Raw genomic sequence first — 23,508 nt, 5'->3', positions numbered from 1 at the left:
AAAAAGGCCTAGAAACACGGCGGGCCCGCATATCACGATCGCGGTAACCGGCCGGTGTCAGTCGGACCACCGACCATCACCGTGAGCCCCCAGCCCAGCTCCAGCACTCCGGTCAGTGCGTTCCGATCTGCAGCATGGCCGCTGAGCAGGGTGACCATGGCGCCGATACCGGCCCAGCCGACGGCGCAGGCCGCCAGGTATCTGCCGGCGGCACGGCCGAGCCACCTCACCGCGTTCTCGGCTCTCACTACGACGCCCATGACTCCCCCCGGACTCGGCCCTGCCGTCCTGTCGGCCAGATCGTCGCAAGAGTTTTGAACAAGTTCAAGTTTCCTCGCCGCCGGACCCGGGTCACGCCACCCACTCCTCCGGTGAAAGTGTCCGCCGACCTGGATCCGGCACTGCGCGGGCGTGGCACCGGAGGTCGACAACGCGATCGTCGGCGCGACTCCGGTCACCACCCCTGTGTCCGTAAACGCCTTCGGGTTCGGCCGATGCCGGAAAGCTTGGAGTGCCGTCAAAGGCGACCACGCCCAACAGGCCAACTGGTCAGGCCGGGTCTTGTCGCGGGATGGCGGCGGCGGTCTTGTTCGGCGGCCGGGCTCTGAGCACCGGCCGCCGGACGAGATGGTGTGTCAACTCCTCGGTCCGCCGGTCAGCGGGTCAGCGGGTCGAGCCTGTCGCGAGACCTCTGCCGGCCGAGCCGCCAGTGGACGAAGCGAGGGGACTCGCAGCCCCAGGCATCGGTGATGCCGACGGGGCACGGGTCGATCTCCGCCGTGAGCATCCTGTAGAGGAACTCGACCAGCCCCATGTCGAAGACCCGCGGCGCGCCGCCGTTCCGGCCGAGAACCACGACCGGCCACGCGTCAGCATCGTCCCCAACCGTCAGCCAGCACAGGGTGTCGGCCGTGGAGGAGCCGCCCCAGGCGACGAGCTGCTCGGCGCAGCGCACCTGGTCGGTGGGCTCGCCGTCCTCCTCGAACAGCCAGCGCGCCTCCTCCGTCATGCCACGCATCCCCGGCTGCGGGGCATCCGGCGGCAGCAGCTCGTCGGGGCCGAGCACGGAGACGCAGTCCTCGATACCTCCTTGCCCGTACCGGGTGATGAACTCGGTGTAGTCACGCGGGAACCGGAAGCCCCACGCCTGCTCAACCACCGCCCAGTCACCGGACTCGCCGGCCCCCTCGTGCGGGGGCATGAGCTTCAGAAGCCTGTTGATTTCGAATGCGCCGGCCATCAGCCTTCTGCTACTCCACCTGATTGCAGTCGCCTTGGAACCGCCACAGCGAGTCATTGGGATTGTACGGAGCCACCTCGTCCGCGTAGATGTAGGTGCCGCCAACGACGGCGAGCAGGAAGTCCGCGAAGCCGCCGTCGAAGCGGTCCCACTCCTCCAGGCTCCGGTAGAACGCCAGTACCAACCAGGCATCAGGTCGTCGACCTCGGTCAGCTAGAAGAACTAGAAGAAGTGGTCCGCGTTGAGATTGGAACCCCAGGAGAGCAGCCCGCCAGGCTCGGGGTGGACGTGGTAAGGGCAGTCCTCGTCAGCGGCCAGTTTCGCAGCGTTTCCCTCCGTAGTCCTACGCACGAAGCCCGGGAGCCGACGATCAACCCACCATTGCTCCTGCTGTCCCCGGCCCCGGTGTAGCAGAGGACCGGCCTCGATCGGGCCGTGTTCTGGAGGTTCCCGGCATCGGCGGCGCGGAGGCTGCGGGCCCGAGGTCAGTCGAACTCCTCGAGATCGAAGGGTTCGCCGGTCCACGGATCAATGCCCTCAGCCATCAAGCGGTACGACTCCCGCCAGTGCACGAACTTGGGCTGTGGTCCGAGGCTCAGCGCCGCCAACTCGCCCGTGTGCAGTCCCGCACATGCCCGGCGCAGGTACTCGACCATGCCGAATCGGCACGCCACGAGCGGCCCTCCATGAAGCTGGATCAGTACCGGCCATTCCTCCGGCTTCGGGCCGTCCATCAACCACAGATAGTCGTTGCCACCCTCATCGCCACCCCATCGAAGTACTTTGTCAGCCGACAGGTTCTCACTGCCGGGCTCCGGCGAACGTACCAGCCCGGCTCGAAAAGTCCTGGTGACATCAACCAAGGACGGGCTGTACGGCTGCTCGTCGACCGACCCGGCAGGGCGCGCCACCCACACGAAGGAGCCGATCTCACCACCGCCGTAGGCAGTCATGAATTCCTTGTAGTCGGGCGGCAATGTTACACCTAGGACCTGCTCGGCCACCGAAAGGCCCTGAGCATCCAACGGGGCTCCGGCACTGCTTCCGGCACAGGCAGGCAGCACTTCCAGCAACTCCGCTAGTTCTGGCGACATCACGATTCACTCCCTTTTCACTATGGCGTCGGCCCAATGGGAACCGGCTGCCCGTTACTGGTCACTCGGCCGAGGTTGAATGTGACACCCGAACGATTGCTGAATATTTCGTTCGGGACGGCCTTGTCGATGTTCAGGCCACGCGTGCCATCCGCATACTGCCCGATAGCTGTTATCTGGAATTCATATGGAACTGTCCGATTATCCTCATAATGAGGCGTCACAGTATAGCGGACGACCTGACCGCCCTTCATGATCGCGTCATGGACCTGCGTCTCCAGATCCTTCATGTTCGGAACGATCTTGCGGTCCCTGGGATCGATGGGATCCGCATTCGCCGCTCGCGAGCACGTCGCCAGATTGTCCAGATCAACGCCGGATCCGCTGAGATTCTTGCCGAGTAGATGACAGTTGTTTATCCATTGACCCAGGTTCGGAGCATTGCCAAGGTAGGCAGCATACTTGCGGGCCCATTCATATCCAGGCGGCCGGATTTCCCTGGTCGTCGACGAACCCTCGCGAGAATCGAGCCACGCCCTGTCGAGGCAGGCATTCATCTGGGTCGCCCGGTTCCCATTTGCAATATCACGGGTACCGTACCGGACCCAGCCCTCGCCGCCTTCGCGACAGCTCTTGTCCTCGCCCTGGTCGTTCCCGGGGTCCGCACCCGAAGCCGAGTGAGTGTCGGTGTCCTGGTCGGGGGTGGTGTTCTGGTTGGTGGTGAGCTGGTTGAGCAGGTCGGCGGCATGGTAGACGGCGGAGATGATCTTAAGGATGTCGCTGGGATTCGGCGGCTCCCAGTCGGGCTTCGGCGGGGGGCGTTCGATGTCGGTCTTCCGCGGGTCCCAGAGCGGCTTGGGGGTCGGGATGTCCACCGGCCGCTTGATCGTGGTCGTGGGGCGGTGGAGCTTCGCCGGGCGGAAGGTTCCGCCACAGTTCGACCAACAGGTGTCGTCGCCCGCTGCCGTGGTGTCGGTCGTGGCTGCGGCGGCTGCCGCAGCTGCCGCAGCTGCGGCAGCCGCAATCTCGGCGGCGCGGGCGTGCACGTCCGCCTTTTCCAGCGCGAGGTCGTTGACCCAGGGCCTGGAGGCGGCAGTCGACGAAGCTGCGGAGCTGCTGCCCGAGCTGGTGAACTGGTCGTGGGCCCAGTTGTACGTGTTCTTGGCGCCGCTGATCGTGTTGTCGACGACCTGTCCTCCTGCCTTGGCCATCTGCTGGCAGGAGAAGTAGCAGACTACGGCGGCCCCGACCCCCCAAAGGAGCGCCCCCTCGGCCACGCAGGCGTCCCAGAAGCAGTGCCCCGAGGGGTCGGTGCCGTTGAGCGGGCTGGCGTTGCCGTAGGTGTAGCGGTTGGCCTGGGCGGAGGGGTTGGGGCTCAGGAGGTAGGAGTCGCGGCTGGTGAAGCCGCCGGTGCCGGGGCGGTACCAGCGGGCGGCCATGTTGACGTCGCCGCTGGTGGGGTCGGTCCAGCCGCTCTGGTAGCCGAGGCCGGTGCCGGTGCCGCTGGTGGCGGTGGGCTTGCCGAAGGGGTCGTAGGTGGTGGCGCCGGTGACGGTGGTGCCGTTGGGGTCGAGGGTTGCGGTGACGTCGGTGTGCTGGTCGGTGCGCAGGCGCACGCTGGTGGTGGCATTGGCGGCGCCCAGCAGGTTGCCGGCGGTGTCGCGGGCGTAGGTCCAGGTGCCGTCGTTGGTGAGGTTGTTGGAGCCGCCGTCGTAGGTGAAGCGGGCGGCGTTGCGACTGGTGACGCGGTCGAGTCCGTCGTAGGTGTACGTAGTGGTGCCCTCGGTGATCAGGCGGCCGAAGGCGTCATAGGTGAGGGTGTCCTGCTTGGCTCCGGTGGTGACGGCGGCCAGGGTGCCGCGCGCGGTGTAGCGGTAGGTGCTGGTGCCGTCCGACTGCAGGCGATTGCGCTCGTCGTAGGTGGCGGTGGCGGTGCCGTTAGTGGTGCGGTTGCCGGCGGCGTCCCACGCATAGGCGGTGGTGGTGCCGTCTGCGGTCCAGGAGCTGAGGCGGCCGGCCAGGTCGTAGCCGTAACGGTTGTCGTTGACGGGGTCGGTGGCGGCGCCGCTGACGGTCTTACGGGTGAGGTGGTTGTCGAGGTCGTACTCGTAGGCGGTGCCGGCGAGCGGGGTGCCGGGGCCGCCGACGGCCACCAGCTGATCACCGGCCAGGCGGCCGAGCGGGTCATAGCTCAGGCGCCGCTCGGACTTCACCTGGTCCTTGGTCGTGTCGGCCGGGTCGGCCTGGATGTACCACTGCTTGCTGAGGCGGCCGTCACCGTCGTAGCCGTACCAGTTCTTGGTCTTGAGCTTGGGGTTGTTGGCCCAGTCGAGCTGGCCGTCGGCCTTGTAGCCGAAGACCGTCAAGTCCGTGTCCTTGTCCTGGCGCTTGGTGACGCGACCGTCGGCGTCGTATTCCCACGTCTGGGTGGCCGCCGTCAGGTCGGTGCCGGCCGAGATCAGCAGACCGCGGTCGTTGTAGGCGTAGTTCTGGGCGCTCAGGGCGTCGGAGTTGTTGCGGATGAGGTGGCCGGCCGGATCGTAGGCCAGCTCCCGGGCGGCGGTGTCGGTCTCGGCGCTGATGCCGGTCTCGTGCACCAGGCGCCCGGCCGGGTCGTAGCTGCGCTGGCGGGTGACCCCGCCCGGCTCGGTGAGCTTCCACGCCTGGCCGCCCAGGTCGTAGCTGGTGGTCCAGGTGCGGTCGGCAGCGGCCGGGTGGGCGGTGGTGGCCGGCTCGACGGTGGACTCCGGCAGGCCCCAGGTGTTGAAGGTGTAGACGGTGGTGTTGCCCCGGCCGTCGGTCAGGCGGGTGCGGTTGCCGGCGGCGTCGTAGCCGAGGGTAGTGGTGATGTTCTGGCCGGCGGCCACGGGCTCGGTGAGCTTCACCGGGCGGCCCAGCACGTCGTAGGCGGTGCTGGTGACGGCGCCGGTGGCCGGGCTGGTGGTGGTGAGGACCCGTCCTTCCAGGTCGTAGGTGGCAGTCGCGGTGCGCAGCACGGTGCCGGCCGGGTCGAGGTTGTCGGTGGCGGCGGGGTTGCCGAGGGCGTCGTAGCGGGTGCGCACGGATTCGCCGAGGGGGGCGGTGGCGCGCACGGTGCGGCCGAGGCCGTCATACTCGGCCTTGCTGACGCGTCCGACGGGGTCGGTGCTGGTGATGACTTCGCCGGCGGGGTTGAAGGTGGCACTGCTGGTGCTGCCGGACGGGGTGCTGACGGAGGTGCGGTTGCCGGCGTCATCCCAGGTGAACTTGGTGGTCAGGTTCTGGGGGGTGGGACGGCGTTCGACGGTGGTCGCGGTGAGGGTGCGGCCGAGTTGGTCGTAGGTGGCTTCGGTGCGGGCGCCGAGCGGGTCGGTGGTGGAGAGCTGGAGGCCGTTGGGCGTCCAGGTCGAGGTCCAGGTGGGTGCGGTGTCGTAGACCGGCGTCTGGGCTCCGAGGCCACCGTTGGTGTTGGGGTCGACGCGCTGGATCTGGTGGCTCAGGCGGTCGTAGGCGTAGGTGGTCTTGCGCTTCAGTCCGTCGGTGGTCGCGGTGACCCGGGAGAGTTTGTCGTACTCGAAGGTGGTGATGGGGGTGAGCGGGGAGGTGCTGCCCGGCTGGTAGTACGTGGGCAGGGTGACCTGGGTGGTGCGGCCGAGGCTGTCGACCTGCTTGACAGTGGTGTTGCCGAGCGGGTCCTTCTCTCTGGTGGCTTCGCCGAAGGCGTTGTAGCCGGTGGTGGTGGTCGGGCGGACGGTGGTGGCGGCTGCTCCGCCGCTTTCGGCGGCGACGGCCGGGGCGGTCGTGGTGGTGCGGCGTCCGAGGACGTCGTACTGGTAGGTGGTGGTGGAGGCGGCCGGGTCGGCGCCGGGGGCGTTGCCGTTCGGGGAGGTGGCGGCGGTGAGCAGGCCGCGCTGGTCGTAGCTGAAGGTGCTGACGGCGGTGGGGCCGCCGGTGGAGGAGGCGAGCTGGCTTCGGGTGAGGCGGCCGGCGGTGTCGTAGGTGCTGGTCTGGACGCTGTTCTCGGTGTCGCTGACCTTGAGGGTGCTGGTGGTGACGTGGTCGTCGGCGTCGTAGCCGACGGTGGTGGTACAGCCCAGGCCGGCCGGGTCGAGGACGGTCTGGGTGACGCGTCCGGAGGGGTCGACGGTGCGCACGGTGGTGGTGCGTCCGCCGCCGGTGGTCTGCTTGACGAGGTGGCCGGCGCCGTCGTATTCGTCGGTTTCCAGGATGATGGAGCGGGTGCTGCCGTCGGCCTGGGTGACGTCCTGGGCGGTGACGGTGGCGGGCAGGCCGTCGTCGAAGTAGGTGTAGCTGGTGACGGCGCCCATGGCGTCGGTGAGGGAGGCGAGGCGGCCGGCGGGGTCGTAGGCGCGGGATTCGACGGTGAGGTCGCGGGTGCCCTTGCCGTCGCCGTTCCAGCCCTTGACGACGGTGGTCGCGGGCTGGCTGCGCGGGGTGTAGGTGTGGGTGGTGACCTGGCCGAGGGGGTCGGTGACTGTGGTGAGACGGCTGAGCGTGTCGTAGCCGTAGCGGGTGACGCCGCCCATCGCGTCGGTGTCGCTCTCCAGGCGGCCGGCGCTGTCGTAGCTGCTGGCGGTGGTGCGGGTGCCGTCGAGGCCGGCGATGTCGGTGGTGGTGGCGCCGGTGGGGCGGCCGTCGGCGTCGAAGGTGGCGGTGGTCTTGGTCTGGTGGGTGTCGCCGGTGACGGCGTCGGTGACCTTGGGGCCGGTCTGGGCGGTCTGGCGGCCCAGTTGGTCGTACTCGTAGGTGGTGGTGACTCCGGTGGGCTGGGCGTCGGAGGTCTCGGTGGTCCAGGTCTTGCGGCCGGCGGTGTCGTAGCCGTAGGTGAGGGTGAGTCCGCTGGGGGCGGTGGTGCGGGCCAGGTCACCGGTGGAGTAGTAGGCGTAGGTGGTGACGGCCCCGGCGGCGGTGGTCTCGCTGGCGAGCAGCCCGGCGGGGGTGGTGCCGCCGCCGTAGGCGGGTTCGGTGCCGGTGGTGTAGCTGGTGCGGGTGGTGCGGCCGTCGGGGCGGGTGGTGGATTCGGGCAGGCCGAGGGCGGTGTAGGCGACGGTGGTGCGGTAGGTGGGGTCGCCGGGCCCGGCGGAGCGGGCGTCGCGGGTCTCGGTGGGCTTGTCGTTGCGCGGGTCGCGCGGGTTGGCCGGGTCGTAGTGGTAGCTGGTGTAGGAGGTCCAGCAGGAGTTGACGTCGCGGCAGGTGGTCAGGGAGACGGTGTTGCCGCGGGCGTCCTGGCCGCTGACGGTGGAGTGGCCGTTGGGGTCGGTGACGGTGTGGACGAAGCCGCCGGTGTCGTAGGTGTAGCTGGTGGTGTTGCCGGCTTCGTCGGTGCGGGAGATGAGGCGGTCGCCGCGGGTGGCGTCGTGGATGTCGGTGCTGGTGTTGCCGGCCGGGTCGGTGAGGGTGACGCGGGCGGCGAGTTCGGTGGCCGAGGAGGAGGAGCGCGCCTGGTAGTGGGCGGCGACGCGGTCGGCGCTGAGCGGGTGCTGGTAGAAGGCGACCTCATCGATCTGGCCGTTCAGCCAGGACCATCCGCCGTTGCCGCCGGGCCAGTTGCCGACATAGCCGCCACCGATGATGACGCGGTCCATGTCGAGGTGGTTGACGGTACCGGAGAGGGTGCCCACCAGGGTGCCGTCCAGGTAGAGCGACTGGGTGCCCTGGGCCGCGCTGATCACGACGTGGTGCCAGGAGCCGTCGGTGACGGTGCCGGCCGTGGTGATCGGGCCGTTGTCGGCACCGAAGAACATGCCGCGCAGCTTGCCGTCGGAGCCGACGTACAGGTCGAGCACCGTGTTGCCGCTGGTGTCGTTGCGCTGGTCCAGGAGGACGCCCTCCGTCCCGGTGCGGAACCAGAGTTCGGCGGCGAGGTCGGTCTGGCTGCGCAGGATCTGGGCGGGCACCTCGACGTACGAGCTGTCGGTGCCGTTGAACTGGGCGGCGTGGCCGTCGCCGGGGCCGAACACGCCGGTGGTGCCGGGCTTGGCGGCGGGGGCGTAGGTGCCGTTGCCCTTGATCGCGGCGACCTCGCTGGCGGCGGTGGAGCCTGCGGTCTCGTCCATCCGCCAGTAGGCGCCGGGCGAATCGGCGACGACGGAGCCTCGGTAACCGGTGCCCTGGCCTGCGACCTGGGCGCTGCGGGCGCGGTAGTGGGCGACGACGTCGCTGTCGCTCAGCGGGTGCTGGTAGAGGGCGACTTCGTCGATGGCGCCGTTGAAGTGGCTGATGTCGCCCGGAGCGGCCGGCCAGAAGCGGGCGGAACCGGCGCCGATGTAGGTGTGGGTGTTCTGCTGGTGGTCGATCGCGCCGGTGTGGGTGCCGAGGACCTGCCCGTCGAGGTAGAGGGTCTGGGTCGTGCCTTGCACGGACAGTACGGCGTGGTGCCAGGCGCCGTCGGTGACGGGGTTCGGGGAGACGGCGCCTTCGGGGGCTGCGCAGCAGAAGCGGCCGCGCAGCTTGCCGTCGGTGCCGACGTACATGACGGGGGTCCAGCTGCCGCCGACGCCGTCGGGGTCGTCGATGGTGCGGCTCTGGTCGCCGATGAGCACGCCGGGGGTGGTGGTGTTGAACCAGAGTTCGACGGCGAGGTCGGTCTTGGCGTGCAGGACGTCCTGTGGGATCTCGATCCGGGAGTCGGCGGAGCCGTCGAAGCGGGCGGCGGTGTCGTCGGTGGGGGCGAAGACGCCGGGGGCTTTCTTGGTGACGCCGTCGCCGTAGGTTCCGGCCAGGCCGTTGCCGACCTCGCTGGCGGCGGTGGCGCCGTCGCGTTCGCCCAGGCGCCAGTAGCCGGCCGGGTTGGAGGCCTTGACGGCGTTGCTGTAGAGGAAGGAGCCGCCGCTGTAGGTGGGTTCGGAGATCTTCCAGTCGCCGCCGGCGGCGTCGGTGACCTTGGTGACGCGTTCGGTGGTGGCGTCGTAGGTGACCTGGGCGCTGGTGCGGCCGGTGGGCAGGGTGGTCCTGGTGAGCTGGGCGCTGCCGGTGCGCAGGGCGTAGTGCTCGGCGACGGTCTGCTCGGTGAGCGGGTAGTCGTAGGTCGCGGCTTCGTCGATCTGGCCGGTGAACCAGGACCAGCCGCCGTTGCCGCCGGGCCAGTTGCCGGTGTAGCCGCCGCCGAGGTAGGCGCGGTCCATGTTGAGGTGGTCGATGTCGCCGGGGGTGGTGCCGGCCAGCTCGCCGTCGAGGAACATCGCGGTGTTGTCGCGGGCGCCGGCCAGGACGACGTGGTGCCAGGCGTTGTCGGTGACGTCGCGGGTGCTGGTGACGGGGGTGCCGGGGCTGTTGAACTTGCCGCGCAGCTTGTTGTCGGATCCGACGTACAGGGCGGGAACGATGTTGTACGGGTCCTCGCCCATGGCGCGGTTCTGGTAGGTGAGGATGACGCCGGGCGCGGCGGTGCGGAACCACAGTTCGACGCTGCGGTTGACGGACGAGCTGATGGCCCGGTTGGGCAGCTCGACGTAGCTGGTGGAACGGCCGTTGAAGGTGAGGGCCTGGTTGCCGCTGGCGCCGAGTGCGCCGTCGGCGCCCGGGGTGACGTCCCTGGCCCCGGCCGGGGCGCGGTCGCTGACCTGGGCGTCATTGGTCAGGGAGCTGCCGTCGCCCTGGCCGAGGCGCCAGTAGCCGGCGGGTCCGGCGTCGCGGACGGCGGTGCGGTAGCGCGAGCCCGTGCCGTAGTCGTAGGTGGTGCAGCCGGTGGCCGCCTGGGGGTCGGCGCCGGGCGGGCAGACCTTGGTGAGGCGGTCGCCGTCGTACTGGTAGGACCAGGTGGCGGGGGAGGCGGCGGCGGTCACGGAGGTGACGTGGTTGCCGGTCCAGTTGAGGGTCAGGTAGCGGCCGGAGGTGGCGTCCTTGACCTGGACGGGGTGGCCGGAGGCGTAGACGAGGTCCTGGCTGTGGCCGGCGAGGTCGGTGATGCGGGTGAGTCTGCCGTCGGCGCCGAAGGTGTGAACCGTGCCCGCGCGGTCAGTGAGCGTCCAGCCGCCGTCGTCGGTCTTGCGCAAGTCGGCGGCCATGCCGCTGCCGGGCACGTACGTGCCCTTGGCCGGGTCCCAGCCGAAGCGGGCGCGTGAGCCGTTGGCGGCGGTGAGCAGGACGTTGCCGGGCAGGGCGAGCCAGTTGCTGGACTCGACCTGGATGCGCATGTCCCAGGGGGTGGACCAGCCGGCACCGAACGCGCCGTCGGTGCGCGGGTCGAGGGAGTTGTAGCTGCGGGTGACGGACAGCTCGGGGCCGACGACGGGCAGGGCCGCGTCGGTGGCGGCGGTGGTGTAGTTGCCGACCGCGGTGTTGACGCTGCGTCCGACGTCGGCGGAGGCGGTGTACTGGTTGGGCTGGGGCAGGACGGTGCGGATGTAGGAGGGAGCGGTCCAGTCGCTCTCCGCCTGGCCGTCCCCGGTCTTGGCGTACCAGGCGTACTGCTCGTTCCAGGTCAGCCAGCCGGGCGGGATGACGAAGCGGGGCTGGCGCTGGGACCCCTCGGTTTCCTTGCAGTCCACCTGGGCGTCGCCGCCGACGACCCGGCAGACCCGGAACTTGTAGTCCAGTTCGGGGGACGGCGCGTGGTCGGGGTCGGTGCCCTCGGCGGTGATCGTGGGCTGGAGCTGGTAGACGACCGCGCCGGAGGGCGGGGCGAGGCCGGTGATGTACGGGGGGACGTTGACGGAGGGGATCTGGATGGTGATCGGAGGTACGTAGGCGTCGACCCAGAAGTTGCTGACCTGGTACTGGTCCATAGTGAAGCCGACCGTGTACGAGCCCTGTGGGAGGGAGCGGATGTGCGCGTCGACCACGGCGCTGCCGCCCGGGGGGACGTCGTAGGGCATGGACGTCCAGGCGATGTTGGTGCCGTAGTCGGTGATGTTGTTGTTCCACTGGTCGTACAGGAGGTACGACATCTTGTAGTTGTTGGTGGGCGTCCAGGTCTCCATGCCGCGGTTCCACACGCGCAGGCGGACGATGCCCTCCTGGGTGGCGGTCACCGGCTGCTGCACGCCCCAGAGTTCGTAGTCGGCGCCGTAGGGGGACCAGGTGACGTCCAGGTACGGCTGGCCGCCGGACATGTTGGCGCTGCCGAACTGCTTCCAGGAGTAGTTGTCCCAGGCGTCGGTCTTGATGGCCAGGCCGTAGTTCGCGGTCCAGTGGTGGGTCCAGGAGTTGACCAGGTTGCGGCCGTCGGCGCCGAGGTCGATCGACTCCCAGGCCTCTGGGCAGGCCCAGGCACTGGAGGCGCTGGGCCGCCAACCGTGGGCGAAGGAGGGGGCGGCCAGGGCGGGGCCGGTGGAGGGCGCGGACGAGGCGCGTACTCCGCCGGGCGACCACCAGGAGGTGACCTGGTGGATGGTGACGGTGCGCGGGGTGCAGCTGTAGGACCAGCCGTTGTACAGGCCCAGGCGGGCGCCGAGGATGGTGGCGCCGCTGAGAGAGTCCTCGATGCCGGTGAACTTGACGAACGAGGTGGCCTGATTCTTGCCGCCGTTGTTGGTGCCGACCTTGAGCACGGTGTCGCCGGAGAAGTCCTGCTCGTGGCCGGAGTATGCGTAGGTGGTCTCCACGGCCCGGACGGACGATACCTGCGGGTCGACCTTGACCGGGTAGACGCGCTCGGGGGCGTGCAGCCAGGCCTCGTCGAGCTTGACCTTCAGCGCCTGGCCGCCGGCGGGCGGCTGGACGAGCTCGTAGGTGACACCGCCGGTGATCACGCCTTCCTCGGTGTTGGGCGTGAAGGCGGAGTCCTGCATCCAGCCGGCGGGCATGCGCCCGCGCACGGTGCCGGCGGCATCGGTGAAGTGGACGGAGCCGTCGGCGTCGAGGGAGGCGGTGACGCCCTGCAGGCGCAGCGGGAAGACCCATTCGGTGGGTGCGGTGGCGTCCTTGAGGACCAGGTTCTCCTTGAAGGAGGAGTTCCCGGCGAGGATCGTCACGTCGGCCTTGGGGCGGGCGTCGGTGTAGGTGATGGTGCTGCCCTGCACGGTGCCCTGGACCGGGGCGGCGCCCTGAAGGCTGTAGCCGGCGGACATGCCCTCGGCGAGCTGGAGCTGGACCAGCGGGTCGGCGTCGGCGGTGAGGCCGAGCTTGAGCTGCTGCTCGGCGGTGGTGGTGGTCCAGCCGTTCTGGACGGGGGCCGCGCGGCCTGCGGTGGCGGTGCCGGTGGGGATCAGGGTGGTGTCGATGGCGGCCCAGGATCCGTCGGCGCGGCGGAAGTTGACCGGCTCGGGGTAGCTGCGGGTGGTGAAGGTCCCGTCGGTGTTCTGGAAGGTCCGTTGCTGCGCGGTGCGCTTTTCGGGGAGTTCCTTGCTCTTGGCCGGATCGAAGCTCTTGGCCGGGTCGACCTTGCCGCCGGGCTTGGCGACGGGTTTGTCGGTGACCTTGGCCTCGGCGTGGGGCAGCTTGGCGGTCTGGGGCAGCGAGACGTTCTGGGCGGGCACGGCGGGCTTGTCCTCGGGCAACTCGCCGGGGGCGGGGGCCGCGCCGGGATGTCCGGAGCCGTCGTTCGCGCTGGTTGCGGCGGTGGTGGCGGCGTGACCGCGCCCGTCGGCGGTTCCCTGCGGCTGCTTGGGGCGGGGACCGGGGTCGGCGGGTGCGGTGTCGGCGGCCCGGCGCAGCAGGGTCTCGGCGGCGGCCGACCCTCCGGCTGTTCCGAGGGTGACCATGGTCATGGCCAGCAGGACTGCCAGGGGACGGCGTAGCACTCGGAACCCACCAGACGTTCATGTGAAGGCAAATGAAACGGCAGTAGATATATCCGACCGTCAGTAGACAGATAAAGAGACAAATAGCCCACTGTGTGGGAGATCACTTTTGAAATAAGGAAAAACACGAACAGGTGGGAACCGAAAGCGAAGAGTGACGATTCCGCGCCCCCGCTAGGCTCGGACGGAAGATCGGGGCCTCCTGTGGAAGGGCGGGTGTGCGCATGCTGGGGTACGACGCGGACGGGTTCGTGCGGGACGGGGTGCCGCACCGGGTGGTGGCGGGGGCGGTGCACTACTTCCGGATCCATCCCGGGCTGTGGGAGGACCGGCTGCGGCGGGTGCGGGCGCTGGGGGTGAACACGGTGGACACCTACGTGCCGTGGAACTTCCACGAACTGCCCGGCGGGAAGGTGGACTTCACCGGCTGGCGGGACGTGGGGCGGTTCGTGCGGCTGGCCGGGGAGCTGGGGCTGGACGTCATCCTGCGGCCGGGGCCGTACATCTGCGCGGAGTGGGAGTTCGGCGGGCTGCCCGCCCGGCTGCTGGCGGTGGACGGGCTGCGGCTGCGCTGCGCGGACCCGGCGTACCTGGCCGAGGTGGACGGCTGGTTCGACGCGCTGGTGCCCGAGCTGCTGCCGCTGCTGGCGAGCCGGGGCGGCCCGGTGGTGGCGGTGCAGGTGGAGAACGAGTACGGCAGCTACGGCGACGACGCCGCCTACCTGCGCCACCTGCGTGACGGGCTGGAGCGGCGCGGGGTGGACTGCCTGCTGTTCACCACCGACGGCGCCCACGACACCATGCAGCAGGGCGGCGCCCTGCCCGGTCACCTGGCCACCGTGACCTTCGGCTCGCGCGCCCCCGAGCGCCTGGCGGTGCTGCGCCGCCACCAGCCCGAAGGGCCGTTGACCGCCATGGAGTTCTGGATCGGCTGGTTCGACCAGTGGGGCCTGCCCCACCACGTGCGCGACGCCGAGGAGAGCGCCGCCGCGCTGGACGAGCTGCTGGCCGCGGGCGCCTCCGTCAGCCTCTACATGGCGCACGGCGGCACCAACTTCGGCCTGTGGGCGGGGGCCAACCACTCCGGGGCCCACCCGCTGGACGCCGGGTACGAGCCGACCGTCACCAGCTACGACTACGACGCGCCGATCGGCGAGGCCGGCGAGCTGACCGACAAGTTCCACGCCCTGCGTGCCGTCATCGGCCGCCACCTGGACCTGCCGGAGGGCGAACTGCCCGCCCCGCTGCCGAGGTTGGCACCGCAGCGCCTGGAGCACGCGAACGGCCGCGCGCCGCTGCTGGAGAGCCTGGAGGCGCTGTCGCAGCCGCAGCAGCACGCCGCGCCGCTGCCGATGGAGCGCCTCGGGCAGGACCGCGGCCTGGTCCACTACCGCACCCGCGTGCCCGGGCCGCGCCCCGAACTGCCGCTGCGCATCGACGGGTTGGCCGACCGGGCGCAGGTGTTCGCGGACGGGCGCCCGCTGGGGGTGCTGGACCGCAACTCCCCCGGCGCGACGCTGGCGCTGGCCACCGACGCCGACGGGGTGACGCTGGACATCCTGGTCGAGGCGCTGGGGCGGGTGAACTACGGCCCGAACATGGACGACCGCAAGGGCATCACCCGCGGCGTCTCGCACGGCGGCCAGGGGCTGTTCGGCTGGCAGGCCCGGCCGCTGCCGCTGGCGGACCTGTCCGCGCTGCGCTTCACCCTCGGCGCCCACGCCCGGGACGGGGAGCCGGTGTTCCACCGCTTCAGCGCCGAACTCCACTCCCCCGCCGACGGGTTCGTGGCCCTGCCCGGCTGGGGGCGCGGCCTGCTGTGGCTCAACGGCTTCCTGCTGGGCCGCTACCGCGCCGACGGCCCCCAGCGCACCCTCTACGCCCCCGCGCCGCTGTGGCGGGAGGGGGACAACGAGATCATCGTGCTGGAACTCGAACTCCACGGCGAGGCGGTGGAGTTGCGCGACGAGCCGGACCTGGGACCGACCACGGCCGCGCCCAGCTCCGAGTACTGACGGCGGGGGCGGCGCCCGGTCGGGTCAGGCCCAGGGCAGGGAGGTGCGCGTGCGCCAGTAGGCCTCGGCGGGTTCGGCCATCGCGGCCAGTGCGGCCAGGTCCTCGGGGGGCAGCGCCACCTCGGCGGCCGTCAGGTTGGAGGCGAGCTGGTCGAGGGTGGCGGCGCCGGACAGGACGACGTCGGCCCAGGGCTGGGCGGCGGCCGCGGCGAGGGCGAGCGCGTCGGGGGCGGTGGCGGTGCGGTCGGCGAGGGTGCGCAGGGCGGCGGTGTCGGGGCCGGTGGCGTTGCGGCCGGCCAGGCGGCCGTTGGCCATGGCCTCCTTGACGACGACGAGCAGGCCGGCCGCGTGGGCTTCGGCGAGGGCGGGGGCGGCGGAGGTCTCCAGCAGGTTCCAGGTGGCCTGGACGGCTGTGAACAGCGGGCGTCCGTCCACGGTGACGGCCAGGGCCTCGCGGATGGTGGCGGCCTGGGCGGGGCCGCTGGTGGACAGGCCCACCCGTACGCCCTCGGCGGCGAGGGCGGCCAGGCGCTCGTGCAGGGCGGGGTCGGTCAGGGCGGGGCTGCCGGGGACGACGGAGTGCACCAGGTAGACGTCCAGGCGGTCGCCGAGCAGGGCGCGGCTCTCGCGGACCTGCCGGTCGAACACCTGCGTCGAGTGTTCCTTGACCTCGTGCGTGTCGACGCCGGTGGCCCGCCAGCCGGCGGTGTAGGTGTAGCCCCACTTGCTGCCGACCGTCACCTCGGCCGCGGCGTGGGGGTGTTCGGCCAGCCACTGGGCGAGGAACTCCTCGGCGCGGCCGTAGGAGCGGGCGGTGTCGAGGTAGCGCACGCCGGCGGCGTACGCGGCGTCGAGGAGGGCGTGGGTGCGCTCGCGCAGCGCCTCGACGGTGCGCTCGGCGGGCAGGTCCGCGTCGCGCCCGAGGGTGATGTAGCCGGGTCGGCCGACGGCGGCGGTGCCCAGCCCCAGCCGCGCCGGCTCCGGGCGGGCGGCTGCGGGAGCCCCGGGGGCTGCGGCGGCGTGGTCGGTCGGCATGGCGTGGTCTCCTCGGGCGCGACGGTGCTCACCTGGGACTTTAACCGGACGCCGTCACCGGCCCGCGAGCGTGGCCCGGATCCAGGGCGCGTAGGCGGGCACGTCGCTGTACAGGCCCGGGCCGGAGGCGCAGGAGTCCGCCGGGGCGCCTGGGCCGGAGGTGGTGCCGATCAGCTCCCACCGCCCGCCGCGCCCGCGCTGGACCTGCGGGCCGCCGGAGTCGCCGAAGCAGGCCATGGCCTGGGGCACCTGGCTGAGCGTGCACAGGCGGGTGGGGCCGGCCCAGCCGGGCGCGCAGTCGTCCTGGGCGCCGATGCGGGTGGGCAGTTCCCGGAGGCGGCCGGGGAAGACCATCTTGTCGTAGTCGGTGGTGTCGACGACGGTGCCGAAGCCGAGCAGCCTGGTCGGCGTGCCGGCCGGGCCGGCGTGCTCGGCGATGCGCACGGGCTGCTGGGCGACCGGGCGGTCCAGGCGGATCAGGGCGAGGTCGTCGACGTTGGGGGCGCCCTCGCCGAAGGCGAAGCCGGGGTGGACCACGACGCGCGAGACGTTGCGCACCGTCCCGCCGCTGTCGCGGTGCGCGCTGCCGACGCGCACGGTGCCCTTCAGCTGCAGGTGGGTGTCGGGGCGCCACACGACGCAGTGGGCGGCGGTCAGCACCCACTGGGGGTCGATCAGGGAGGCGCCGCAGCTGCCGTCGGCCAACTGGTCGGAGGTCAGCGGGACGGTGGCCATGAAGGGGTAACTCTCCGTGGCTGCACGGCCGTTGACGATGGCCGGCCGAGGCGCTGCCGCTCATGGCGGTGGCGCCCAGGGCGGCGGCCAGCGCGGCGACGGCAGCGACCCGGCCGGCCCGCACGGCACGGCGGGAGGTCCTGCGGTCGGTGGACGTGTGGACGGACTTGCGGAACTGCACTGGTGACGGCCTTTCGCCTCGGTGGTCGGGAGACCTCCAGCCAACCCGGGGGCGGCCCGCCGGGCCACCCGGCCACCAGGCCGCCGCGACCTGGGGATATCCCCCGCCCCCGCCGGCGGGCTACCGGGCGGGACGCACCGGCCGGGCCGCGCTGCCCCCGCCCTGCCCCGGCCGGGACGCCGGCACGGTGTGCCCGGGGTGCGCGGGATGCGCGGGATGCGCGGGAAGCGCGGGATGCGCGGCGGGCTTCGCGGGGTGCGCGGGCACACCGGGCTGCTCGGAGGACGAGGTGGGGACGGTCTGGACGGGCACGCCGACCGGCGCCTCGTCCGCCCGGACGGCACGCACGGGCACAGCGACCGACACAGCGGCCGGCACGCCGGCCGACACGCCGGCCCGTACGGCGGCGCGCACCCCGGCCCGCCCGGCGGCCGGGGCGAGGACCTGGTCCAGGCGCAGGACGAAGTTCACGTAGTCCAGCGGCTTGCCCGGCCAGTGGCAGTCGTTGCTGGTGAGCAACTGGCTGCGCACCCCGTCGCGTTCGGTGACCGGCCCGGGGGTGGTCCGCAGGTTCGGCTGCCAGCTGCGCCCCCACAGGTGGTGCTCCAGGGACAGCGTCCAGCTCTCCTCGTCCACCTCCAGCACGGCCCCGACCCGGCCGGGCAGCACCCGGCTGCCGTACGGGCCGCGTACGACCGCCCGCTGGTCGAAGTCGGCGCTGCGCCCGACCACCGTGATCCGCCACGCGCCGTGAAACCTGAGCATGTCTGCCTCCTGGCACCCGAGCGCCCCCTCCGGCGGGCGGCGCACCGTCCACGTCAACGGCCGCAGCCCGCCGCCGGGCTCAACGCGCGCCGCGCGCCGCACCGGCCCGCGCACCTGCCACGCCGTCCGCTGTCCGCCGGCCGCCGTCCGCCGTCCGGTTCAGCGCCGGGCGGCGGCCAGGGAGCGGAGCTGGACGTGGACGGCGGCCGGTTCGGTGCCGATGAGGGCGGCGACCTGCGCCGCGGACAGGTCGAGGACCAGGTGCAGCAGCAGGACGTCCTGTTGCGCGGCGGTGAGGTGGGCGACCGGGCCGAAGGGTCCCGGGCCGGCCAGGGTGCGGACGCGGCGGCGCACCGCCTGCCAGGCGCAGGCCGCCGGGCTGGTGGTGGCCAGGGCGTCGAGCCAGTGGCCGCTGAGCTCCTCGAAGGCGTCGTGGACGGCCCGGGGCGCGTCGGCGGGCGGCAGGAGCAGTGCGGCGTAGTCCAGGTAGTGGCGCAGGTGGAGGTCGTGCAGCGCCCACAGGCCGAGGGTGGGCCCGGGGGCGGCCGGGTGGCGTCGTGGTGGTGTCGGCATGGTCGTGTCCCCGAGATGGCGCGGGCGGGTGCTGGTCCGCGGACGGGGCGCGGGTGGCGCGCCCCGTCCGCGGGCCCGGTCACACGAGCACCGGCGGGTTGTCGTCGGTGCCTTCGCGGCCCGCCGCGGCACGGTGGCCGGGTTCCTCGGCCCGTTCGGCGGCGAGGCCGTTGCGCAGGGTCACCCACAGCCGGAAGAGGATCTCCGTCGAGGTGCCGGCGCTGGAGGACTGCATGGCCCGGGCGAACTCGCTGTGGTGCGTACGGGAGTTGACCGGCAGCGGGGTGCGGGCGTTGTTCGTCCGCTCCCAGGCCGCCGCCCACAGGGCGCGGCGGACCTCCCTGACCCCGCAGACCTCCATGTAGGCGAGGAACACGGGCTTGTGCAGCGGCGCCTCGCCCTTGAGGACCAGGGCCAGGGTGCTGGAGGGCAGGCGTCTGCCCCGGTCGCGGGCCCGGCGGTCCAGTTCCTTCAGGGAGGGCCAGTCGGCCTTGCGGCGCATCTCGTGCATCGCCCGGCGCAGGTCGGCGAAGGAGTCGACCTGCTCGGGGTCGACCCGCCGGGGCGCCCGCAGCCGCCTGGACCCGGAGGGGCGGGGCACGTGGGCCCAGTAGTTGGCCTGGGCCCACTTGCGCCGGGCCGTCTTGAGGTCGCCGCCGCATTCGCGGGTGACGGCCTCGACGACCTTCCAGCTCGGCACGGACCGGCCGCTGGCGGCCCGCTGCAGGGTGGTGGCGTGGTAGTTGGTCCGGGCGGCGAGCTGACGGTAGGTCAGCCCGGCCCGTTCACGCTGCTCGCGCAGGAGTGCGGCCAGCCGGCCCAGTGCCGGCTCGGCCGCCTCGATCGGCTTCTCTCGGCGTCCCATCGCAGGCAGGCGCTCTCCCTAGGCCCGCTCCCGTCGCAGTCTGGCGGCCAACAGCCAGCCGCCACCGGCCAGTTCGAGCGCCACCCCGGCCGACATGCCCGCCGCCACCAGCACGGCCGCCAGGGCGACCGTCACGACGACCACGACGACGACCACGGCCGTCTCGTCGGCGGCCGCGGGCGGCCAGGGCAGGTGCGGACGCGCGGACTTCGGGGCGCCGGCCGCGCAGCGGATGCGGGCGCGCCTGTTCCGTTTCCTCGCCATCAAGGGAACCCTCCTATATCACTGTCCACTCCAACTGACGGGCACTTGCGCGGTTGGCGTCGCGCTGGGTGTCCGTTGGAAGCACACTCTGTCAGGCATACGGGTGATTCCCAATCGGTTCGGTGAACATCGCGCAGATTGATGCGCCACGGTCCCGGCCCCCGCCCGCAATCTTGTGAACGCCCTACCAGAAAGGCACAGTTCAGCGGACCGAAACCGGATTTTGATGCGCCTTTGTGCAGCATCCCCTTGTGAGCCGTCCTGGCCGGATGTGACGATGAAGCGGCGTCACCCGGACCTGCGGGTCCGGAACCCGGGGGGCGCTGTTCACTCCAACATCTCGGGAACATCGGCAGCGGGCCGTGTTGGCGCATGGGCCCGTCCGAAACAGCAGAGACCGCCCGGCCCCAGCGGCCCGAGGCGGTCTCTCTGCATTCGACAACGGCCTTCGACAACCGGCACCGGGCGTCCGGCGCCGCGCGCTTGCGCGGGAGGTCGGCGGGCACGGGGGCAGGCGCGGGTGCGGGTGCGGGTGCGGGTGCGGCAGAAGGTGTTCCGCTGCGTCCAGCGGTGGGGCCTGCGACGACCAGCGCCCGGCGACCGCCCTGCGCCGGGAACCGCGACCCGTGGTCCCTGCCGCCGCAGGAGGCAGCGCGTGGGGGCGCCCCGCCACCGCGCGCGCTGCCCACCCCGACGGTTCGGCGACTCCCTCAGTCGATGCAGAACTCGTTGCCCTCGATGTCCTGCATCGCGATGCACGAGTCGGTGCCGTCGTACAGGAGTTGCACGCGGACCGCGCCGAGCGGGATCAGTCGTGCGCATTCGGCTTCGAGTGCGGCGAGGCGCTCCTCGCCGACCAGTCCGGTGCCGACCCGCACGTCGAGGTGCACCCGGTTCTTGACGACCTTGCCTTCGGGGACGCGCTGGAAGTACAGGCGCGGGCCCACGCCCGTGGGATCGGTGCAGGCGAACCAGGAATCCCGGTCCTCGGGGGCCTGGGAGCTCCGGTAGTCGTCCCACGTGGCGAACCCCGCCGGTGGCGGCGGTACGACGTACCCCAGCACCTCGCACCAGAAGCGAGCGACGCGCTCGGGCTCCGCGCAGTCGAAGGTGACCTGGAACTGCTTGATCGATGACATCGGCGCACCCTACCAACCGGTACACCACGCCGAACGGGATTTTTCGCGGCGGCACGAGGGCGACGGCGGCACAGAAACACGCCGCACCGCTGCGCGCACGCAGTGGAGTTGAGGTCGGGAGCGGATTGCGGGGCCGGGCGTGACAGGCCCCGGGGCAGGTGCACGGCACGGGCGCGGCCGCCGACGGCTCCGCGCCGGCGGCCGCGAGGTCAGCCGCCCGGCTGTCCGGCCGCCCGGCCGTTCAGCACTGGGGGCGGCGGCCGTGGTTGGCTCCGCGCCTGGCCCGGGCCTTCTTCTTGCGGCGACGCTTCGACGACATGGCCACTCCTTTCGCAACCGGCAACCAGGACACCCCCGGTCTTCCACCGTTCCACACCCGGGCCGCCCCGGCCCGTCGAGCGGCCGGGGGCCGCGGGGCGGAGGCGGAAGCGTGGAAGCGGGGAAGCGGGGAAGCGGGGAAGCGGGGCACCGGCCGCTCAGGCGCGGTTCGCCAGCGCGGCGCGCCAGGCGGGGCTGTCGACGTAGTGGTTGTCGAAGCGCTCGGACGAGGCGGCGATCGCCGCCGGCGCGGTCTCCCCGCGCATGACACTGCCCAGCAGGCGCAGGTAGTCGAAGCGGTCCATGCCGGGGGTGAACACGAACAGCACGTCGGCCTGGGCGCCCGGCGCGGCGGCGAAGGCGTGCGGGGTGTGCGGGGGCACGGCGAGGAAGTCACCCGCGCCCAGGACGGTGACCTCCTCGCCGACCAGCACCTCCAGCGAGCCGCTGATCACGAAGAACAGTTCCCACGCCCGGGTGTGGAAGTGCGAGGGGGCCCCGGCGGCGCCCTCGGCGAAGGCGGAGCGGTACACGGTGAAGCCGCCCTGCGCCGGGTCCGTCTCGGCGAGCAGGGTCATGGTGGCGCTCGGGTCGGCGCAGGTCTCGGCCTCGGCGCGGCGGACCAGGACGGGGGCGGCGGAGGCGGAGGCGGCGGAGGCAGGGGCGGCGGGGGTGTTCTTCGTCGTCGTCATGCCACCAACCTATGGCCGGAAAGACCCACGATCAGGTGGCAATCCGACCCTGTTTTCATGGGTCAATCCCCTCGTGGCGCCGACCGCCGGCGGCACACGGCGGGCGGCGGTGCCCGGCCGGTCGGGCCGGTTGACGGTGGTGACGAAGTCCTCGGGATCGCTGCCCTGGTGGACGCGTTCGTGGATCGCCCGGACTGTCCTAGCCGATTCCGTGCACCGACGAGGACCGTTTCCGGATAGTCGGCAGGCCCCCCGGCAGGCGAGTCTCATGTCGTTCCGAGAGCAGTCGGACGGAACCACTCGGCACCAAGTCCACGCGGTGCGCCTGCGGATCGGGCGCATCACAAGCAACGGGGGAACTCCATGCGCAAGATCCTCGGCGCGATGGCCGTCGCCGGCCTCGTGCTCGGCGGCGGCATCGCCACCGCAGGCACGGCGAGCGCCGCTCAGCCCGGCAAGCCCTGCAGCTGGTACACCACGTCGGAGCCGCTGCTGAAGGCGGGCGCCACCGGTAACGCGGTGAAGGCCCTGCAGTGCGAGCTGAACCGCTCGATCAGCACCAGCTTCTACCCGCTCACCGAGGACGGCGTGTTCGGGCAGGCCACGCTGAACGCCGTCTACACGCTCCAGGGGTGTGCCGGGCTCTCCAAGGACGGCGAGGTCGGCCCGCTGACCTGGGCGAAGCTCGACTACTACAGCAGCGGCTCGAACTACGCCTGCTGACCCGGCCGGTAGCAGCAGCACTGGGGCGGTCGCGTTCCAGCGCTCAGGTGGCAATCACACGAACACCGCACGGTACGCCCCTGATTCGGCGTGCCACCATGGAAAGGGAATTCCCATGCGCAAGATCCTCGGCGCCCTGGCCGTCACCGGCCTCATTCTCGGCGGCGGCATCGCCACCGCAGGCACCGCGAGTGCCGCCACTCCCAACTCGTCCTGCAGCCAGTACTCGACCTCGGAGCCGCTGCTGAAGGCGGGCGCCACCGGCGACGCGGTGAAGGCCCTCCAGTGCGAGCTGAACCTCTCGATCAACCCCAGCGACGGTTACGGGCTCGACCGCGACGGCGTGTTCGGCCAGGCCACCCTGCGGGCCGTCCAGAAGTTCCAGGCGTGCACCGGGCTCTCCCCGGACGGCGAGGTCGGCCCGCTGACCTGGTCGAAGCTCGACTACTGGAGCAACGCCTCCGGTTGGGCCTGCTGACCGAGGTGTCAGCCGCGGCGCCGGGGCGGGGGCACCGCGCCGGCGCCGCGGCGGCCTGAACGGAAACCGCTCGACACCGACACCGCCAGCCACCCTGCGGGCCGTCCAGAAGTTCCAGGGGTGCGCCAAGCCCTCCGCGGACGACGTGGTCGGCCCGCTGACCTGGGCAAAGCTAGACTACTTGAGCACCGCTCAGAATTACGTCTGGTGACGAGGCGGTTGAAAGCAACGCCGGGGCGGGGCACCACGCAGTGCCCCGCCCCGAACATTTTGGGGGTTCCTTTGAGCAGCAGTTCCATCAAGCGCCGCGGCGCGTTCTTGTTCGCGACCGCCGCCATGGTCACGGTCGGGGCCACGGGCGTCGCCCAGGCCGTGCCCAATTCCGGCTCGCTGTGGGTCGGTTACGGCAGGAGCAACACGTACAACAGTGTCAGGTGCGTGCAGCTGATCTCCAACAGCCTGCACTACCAGACCGGTTACAAGACGATCGACGTGGACGGCGCGTTCGGCCCCGACACCGCCGGGGCGATCGTTGCCGTCCAGCGCTGGGCGAGCCTGGACCCGGACGGCGTCGTCGGCCCGAGGACCGGTGACGTCATGATCGAGGCGACCAAGGACGCCTACGGTTGCTACAACTACCTGCCCACGCTCCGCTGACACCCGGCGCGCGACGGCCGTAGGTCCGTGACCGGTGGGCCCTGCGAGGGGC

General features: G+C 71.5%; 17 protein-coding genes. 4 read left to right on the top strand and 13 right to left on the bottom strand.

Features of this window, described 5'->3' with window-relative positions; all coding sequences use genetic code 11:
- Window positions 1-32: 32 nt before the first annotated feature.
- From IF30_RS0125510 to IF30_RS50300, 5 genes are all read right to left on the bottom strand, one after another.
- Window positions 33-260 (bottom strand): hypothetical protein, encoded by a 228-nt coding sequence (locus IF30_RS0125510; protein WP_030242696.1) that lies wholly within the window; start codon window positions 258-260, stop codon window positions 33-35.
- A 395-nt stretch (window positions 261-655) separates the two neighbouring features.
- Complete coding sequence (locus IF30_RS0125505; protein WP_078891686.1) at window positions 656-1,240, bottom strand: SMI1/KNR4 family protein; 585 nt, start codon at window positions 1,238-1,240, stop codon at window positions 656-658.
- A gap of 10 nt (window positions 1,241-1,250) precedes the next feature.
- Window positions 1,251-1,424: a hypothetical protein gene (locus tag IF30_RS48080; protein ID WP_158835480.1), complete on the bottom strand. Its 174-nt coding sequence runs from the start codon at window positions 1,422-1,424 to the stop codon at window positions 1,251-1,253.
- Window positions 1,425-1,725: 301 nt separating this feature from the next.
- The gene (locus IF30_RS0125495) at window positions 1,726-2,334 is read right to left on the bottom strand and encodes an SMI1/KNR4 family protein (protein WP_078891685.1); all 609 of its coding nucleotides are present in this window, start codon (window positions 2,332-2,334) and stop codon (window positions 1,726-1,728) included.
- A 20-nt stretch (window positions 2,335-2,354) separates the two neighbouring features.
- The gene (locus tag IF30_RS50300; protein WP_030242691.1) at window positions 2,355-13,016 is read right to left on the bottom strand and encodes a LamG-like jellyroll fold domain-containing protein; all 10,662 of its coding nucleotides are present in this window, start codon (window positions 13,014-13,016) and stop codon (window positions 2,355-2,357) included.
- Between the two features lie 224 nt (window positions 13,017-13,240).
- Between IF30_RS50300 and IF30_RS0125485 the strand changes: the two genes are divergently transcribed.
- Window positions 13,241-15,031: a glycoside hydrolase family 35 protein gene (locus tag IF30_RS0125485; RefSeq protein ID WP_030242689.1), complete on the top strand. Its 1,791-nt coding sequence runs from the start codon at window positions 13,241-13,243 to the stop codon at window positions 15,029-15,031.
- A 24-nt stretch (window positions 15,032-15,055) separates the two neighbouring features.
- On the opposite strand, the gene IF30_RS0125480 is transcribed toward IF30_RS0125485, so the two are convergent.
- The 8 genes from IF30_RS0125480 to IF30_RS0125445 form a co-directional block, all read right to left on the bottom strand.
- Window positions 15,056-16,066 carry an aldo/keto reductase gene (locus tag IF30_RS0125480; protein ID WP_030242687.1) on the bottom strand — a complete coding sequence of 337 codons (1,011 nt, stop codon included), beginning with the start codon at window positions 16,064-16,066 and terminating at the stop codon, window positions 15,056-15,058.
- Window positions 16,067-16,120: 54 nt separating this feature from the next.
- Window positions 16,121-16,801, bottom strand: a complete 681-nt coding sequence (locus tag IF30_RS42000; protein ID WP_420791155.1) for a S1 family peptidase — start codon at window positions 16,799-16,801, stop codon at window positions 16,121-16,123.
- A gap of 301 nt (window positions 16,802-17,102) precedes the next feature.
- The gene (locus tag IF30_RS46955; RefSeq protein ID WP_030242685.1) at window positions 17,103-17,747 is read right to left on the bottom strand and encodes a hypothetical protein; all 645 of its coding nucleotides are present in this window, start codon (window positions 17,745-17,747) and stop codon (window positions 17,103-17,105) included.
- Between the two features lie 159 nt (window positions 17,748-17,906).
- Window positions 17,907-18,320, bottom strand: coding sequence for a hypothetical protein (locus IF30_RS0125465; RefSeq protein ID WP_030242684.1), 414 nt, complete (start codon window positions 18,318-18,320; stop codon window positions 17,907-17,909).
- A 79-nt stretch (window positions 18,321-18,399) separates the two neighbouring features.
- Window positions 18,400-19,185, bottom strand: coding sequence for a helix-turn-helix domain-containing protein (locus IF30_RS0125460; RefSeq protein ID WP_030242680.1), 786 nt, complete (start codon window positions 19,183-19,185; stop codon window positions 18,400-18,402).
- Between the two features lie 18 nt (window positions 19,186-19,203).
- The gene (locus IF30_RS0125455; protein ID WP_030242679.1) at window positions 19,204-19,449 is read right to left on the bottom strand and encodes a hypothetical protein; all 246 of its coding nucleotides are present in this window, start codon (window positions 19,447-19,449) and stop codon (window positions 19,204-19,206) included.
- Between the two features lie 710 nt (window positions 19,450-20,159).
- Window positions 20,160-20,588 carry a VOC family protein gene (locus tag IF30_RS0125450; protein ID WP_030242676.1) on the bottom strand — a complete coding sequence of 143 codons (429 nt, stop codon included), beginning with the start codon at window positions 20,586-20,588 and terminating at the stop codon, window positions 20,160-20,162.
- A gap of 476 nt (window positions 20,589-21,064) precedes the next feature.
- Window positions 21,065-21,598: a cupin domain-containing protein gene (locus tag IF30_RS0125445; RefSeq protein ID WP_030242675.1), complete on the bottom strand. Its 534-nt coding sequence runs from the start codon at window positions 21,596-21,598 to the stop codon at window positions 21,065-21,067.
- Window positions 21,599-21,961: 363 nt separating this feature from the next.
- Here IF30_RS0125445 and IF30_RS0125440 point away from each other — a divergent pair, with 363 nt between their 5' ends.
- The 3 genes from IF30_RS0125440 (at window position 21,962) to IF30_RS0125430 (ending at window position 23,456) form a co-directional block, all read left to right on the top strand.
- Window positions 21,962-22,321, top strand: a complete 360-nt coding sequence (locus IF30_RS0125440) for a peptidoglycan-binding domain-containing protein (RefSeq protein ID WP_051711119.1) — start codon at window positions 21,962-21,964, stop codon at window positions 22,319-22,321.
- A 115-nt stretch (window positions 22,322-22,436) separates the two neighbouring features.
- A complete protein-coding gene (locus IF30_RS0125435; RefSeq protein WP_051711117.1) occupies window positions 22,437-22,799 on the top strand; it encodes a peptidoglycan-binding domain-containing protein in 363 nt (120 codons plus the stop codon).
- Between the two features lie 282 nt (window positions 22,800-23,081).
- Window positions 23,082-23,456 carry a peptidoglycan-binding domain-containing protein gene (locus IF30_RS0125430; RefSeq protein ID WP_030242671.1) on the top strand — a complete coding sequence of 125 codons (375 nt, stop codon included), beginning with the start codon at window positions 23,082-23,084 and terminating at the stop codon, window positions 23,454-23,456.
- Window positions 23,457-23,508: the final 52 nt, after the last annotated feature.

Source organism: Streptomyces sp. NRRL S-350, assembly GCF_000719705.1.
Taxonomy (GTDB): domain Bacteria; phylum Actinomycetota; class Actinomycetes; order Streptomycetales; family Streptomycetaceae; genus Kitasatospora.
This window is presented reverse-complemented; position numbering and strand designations above follow the sequence as displayed.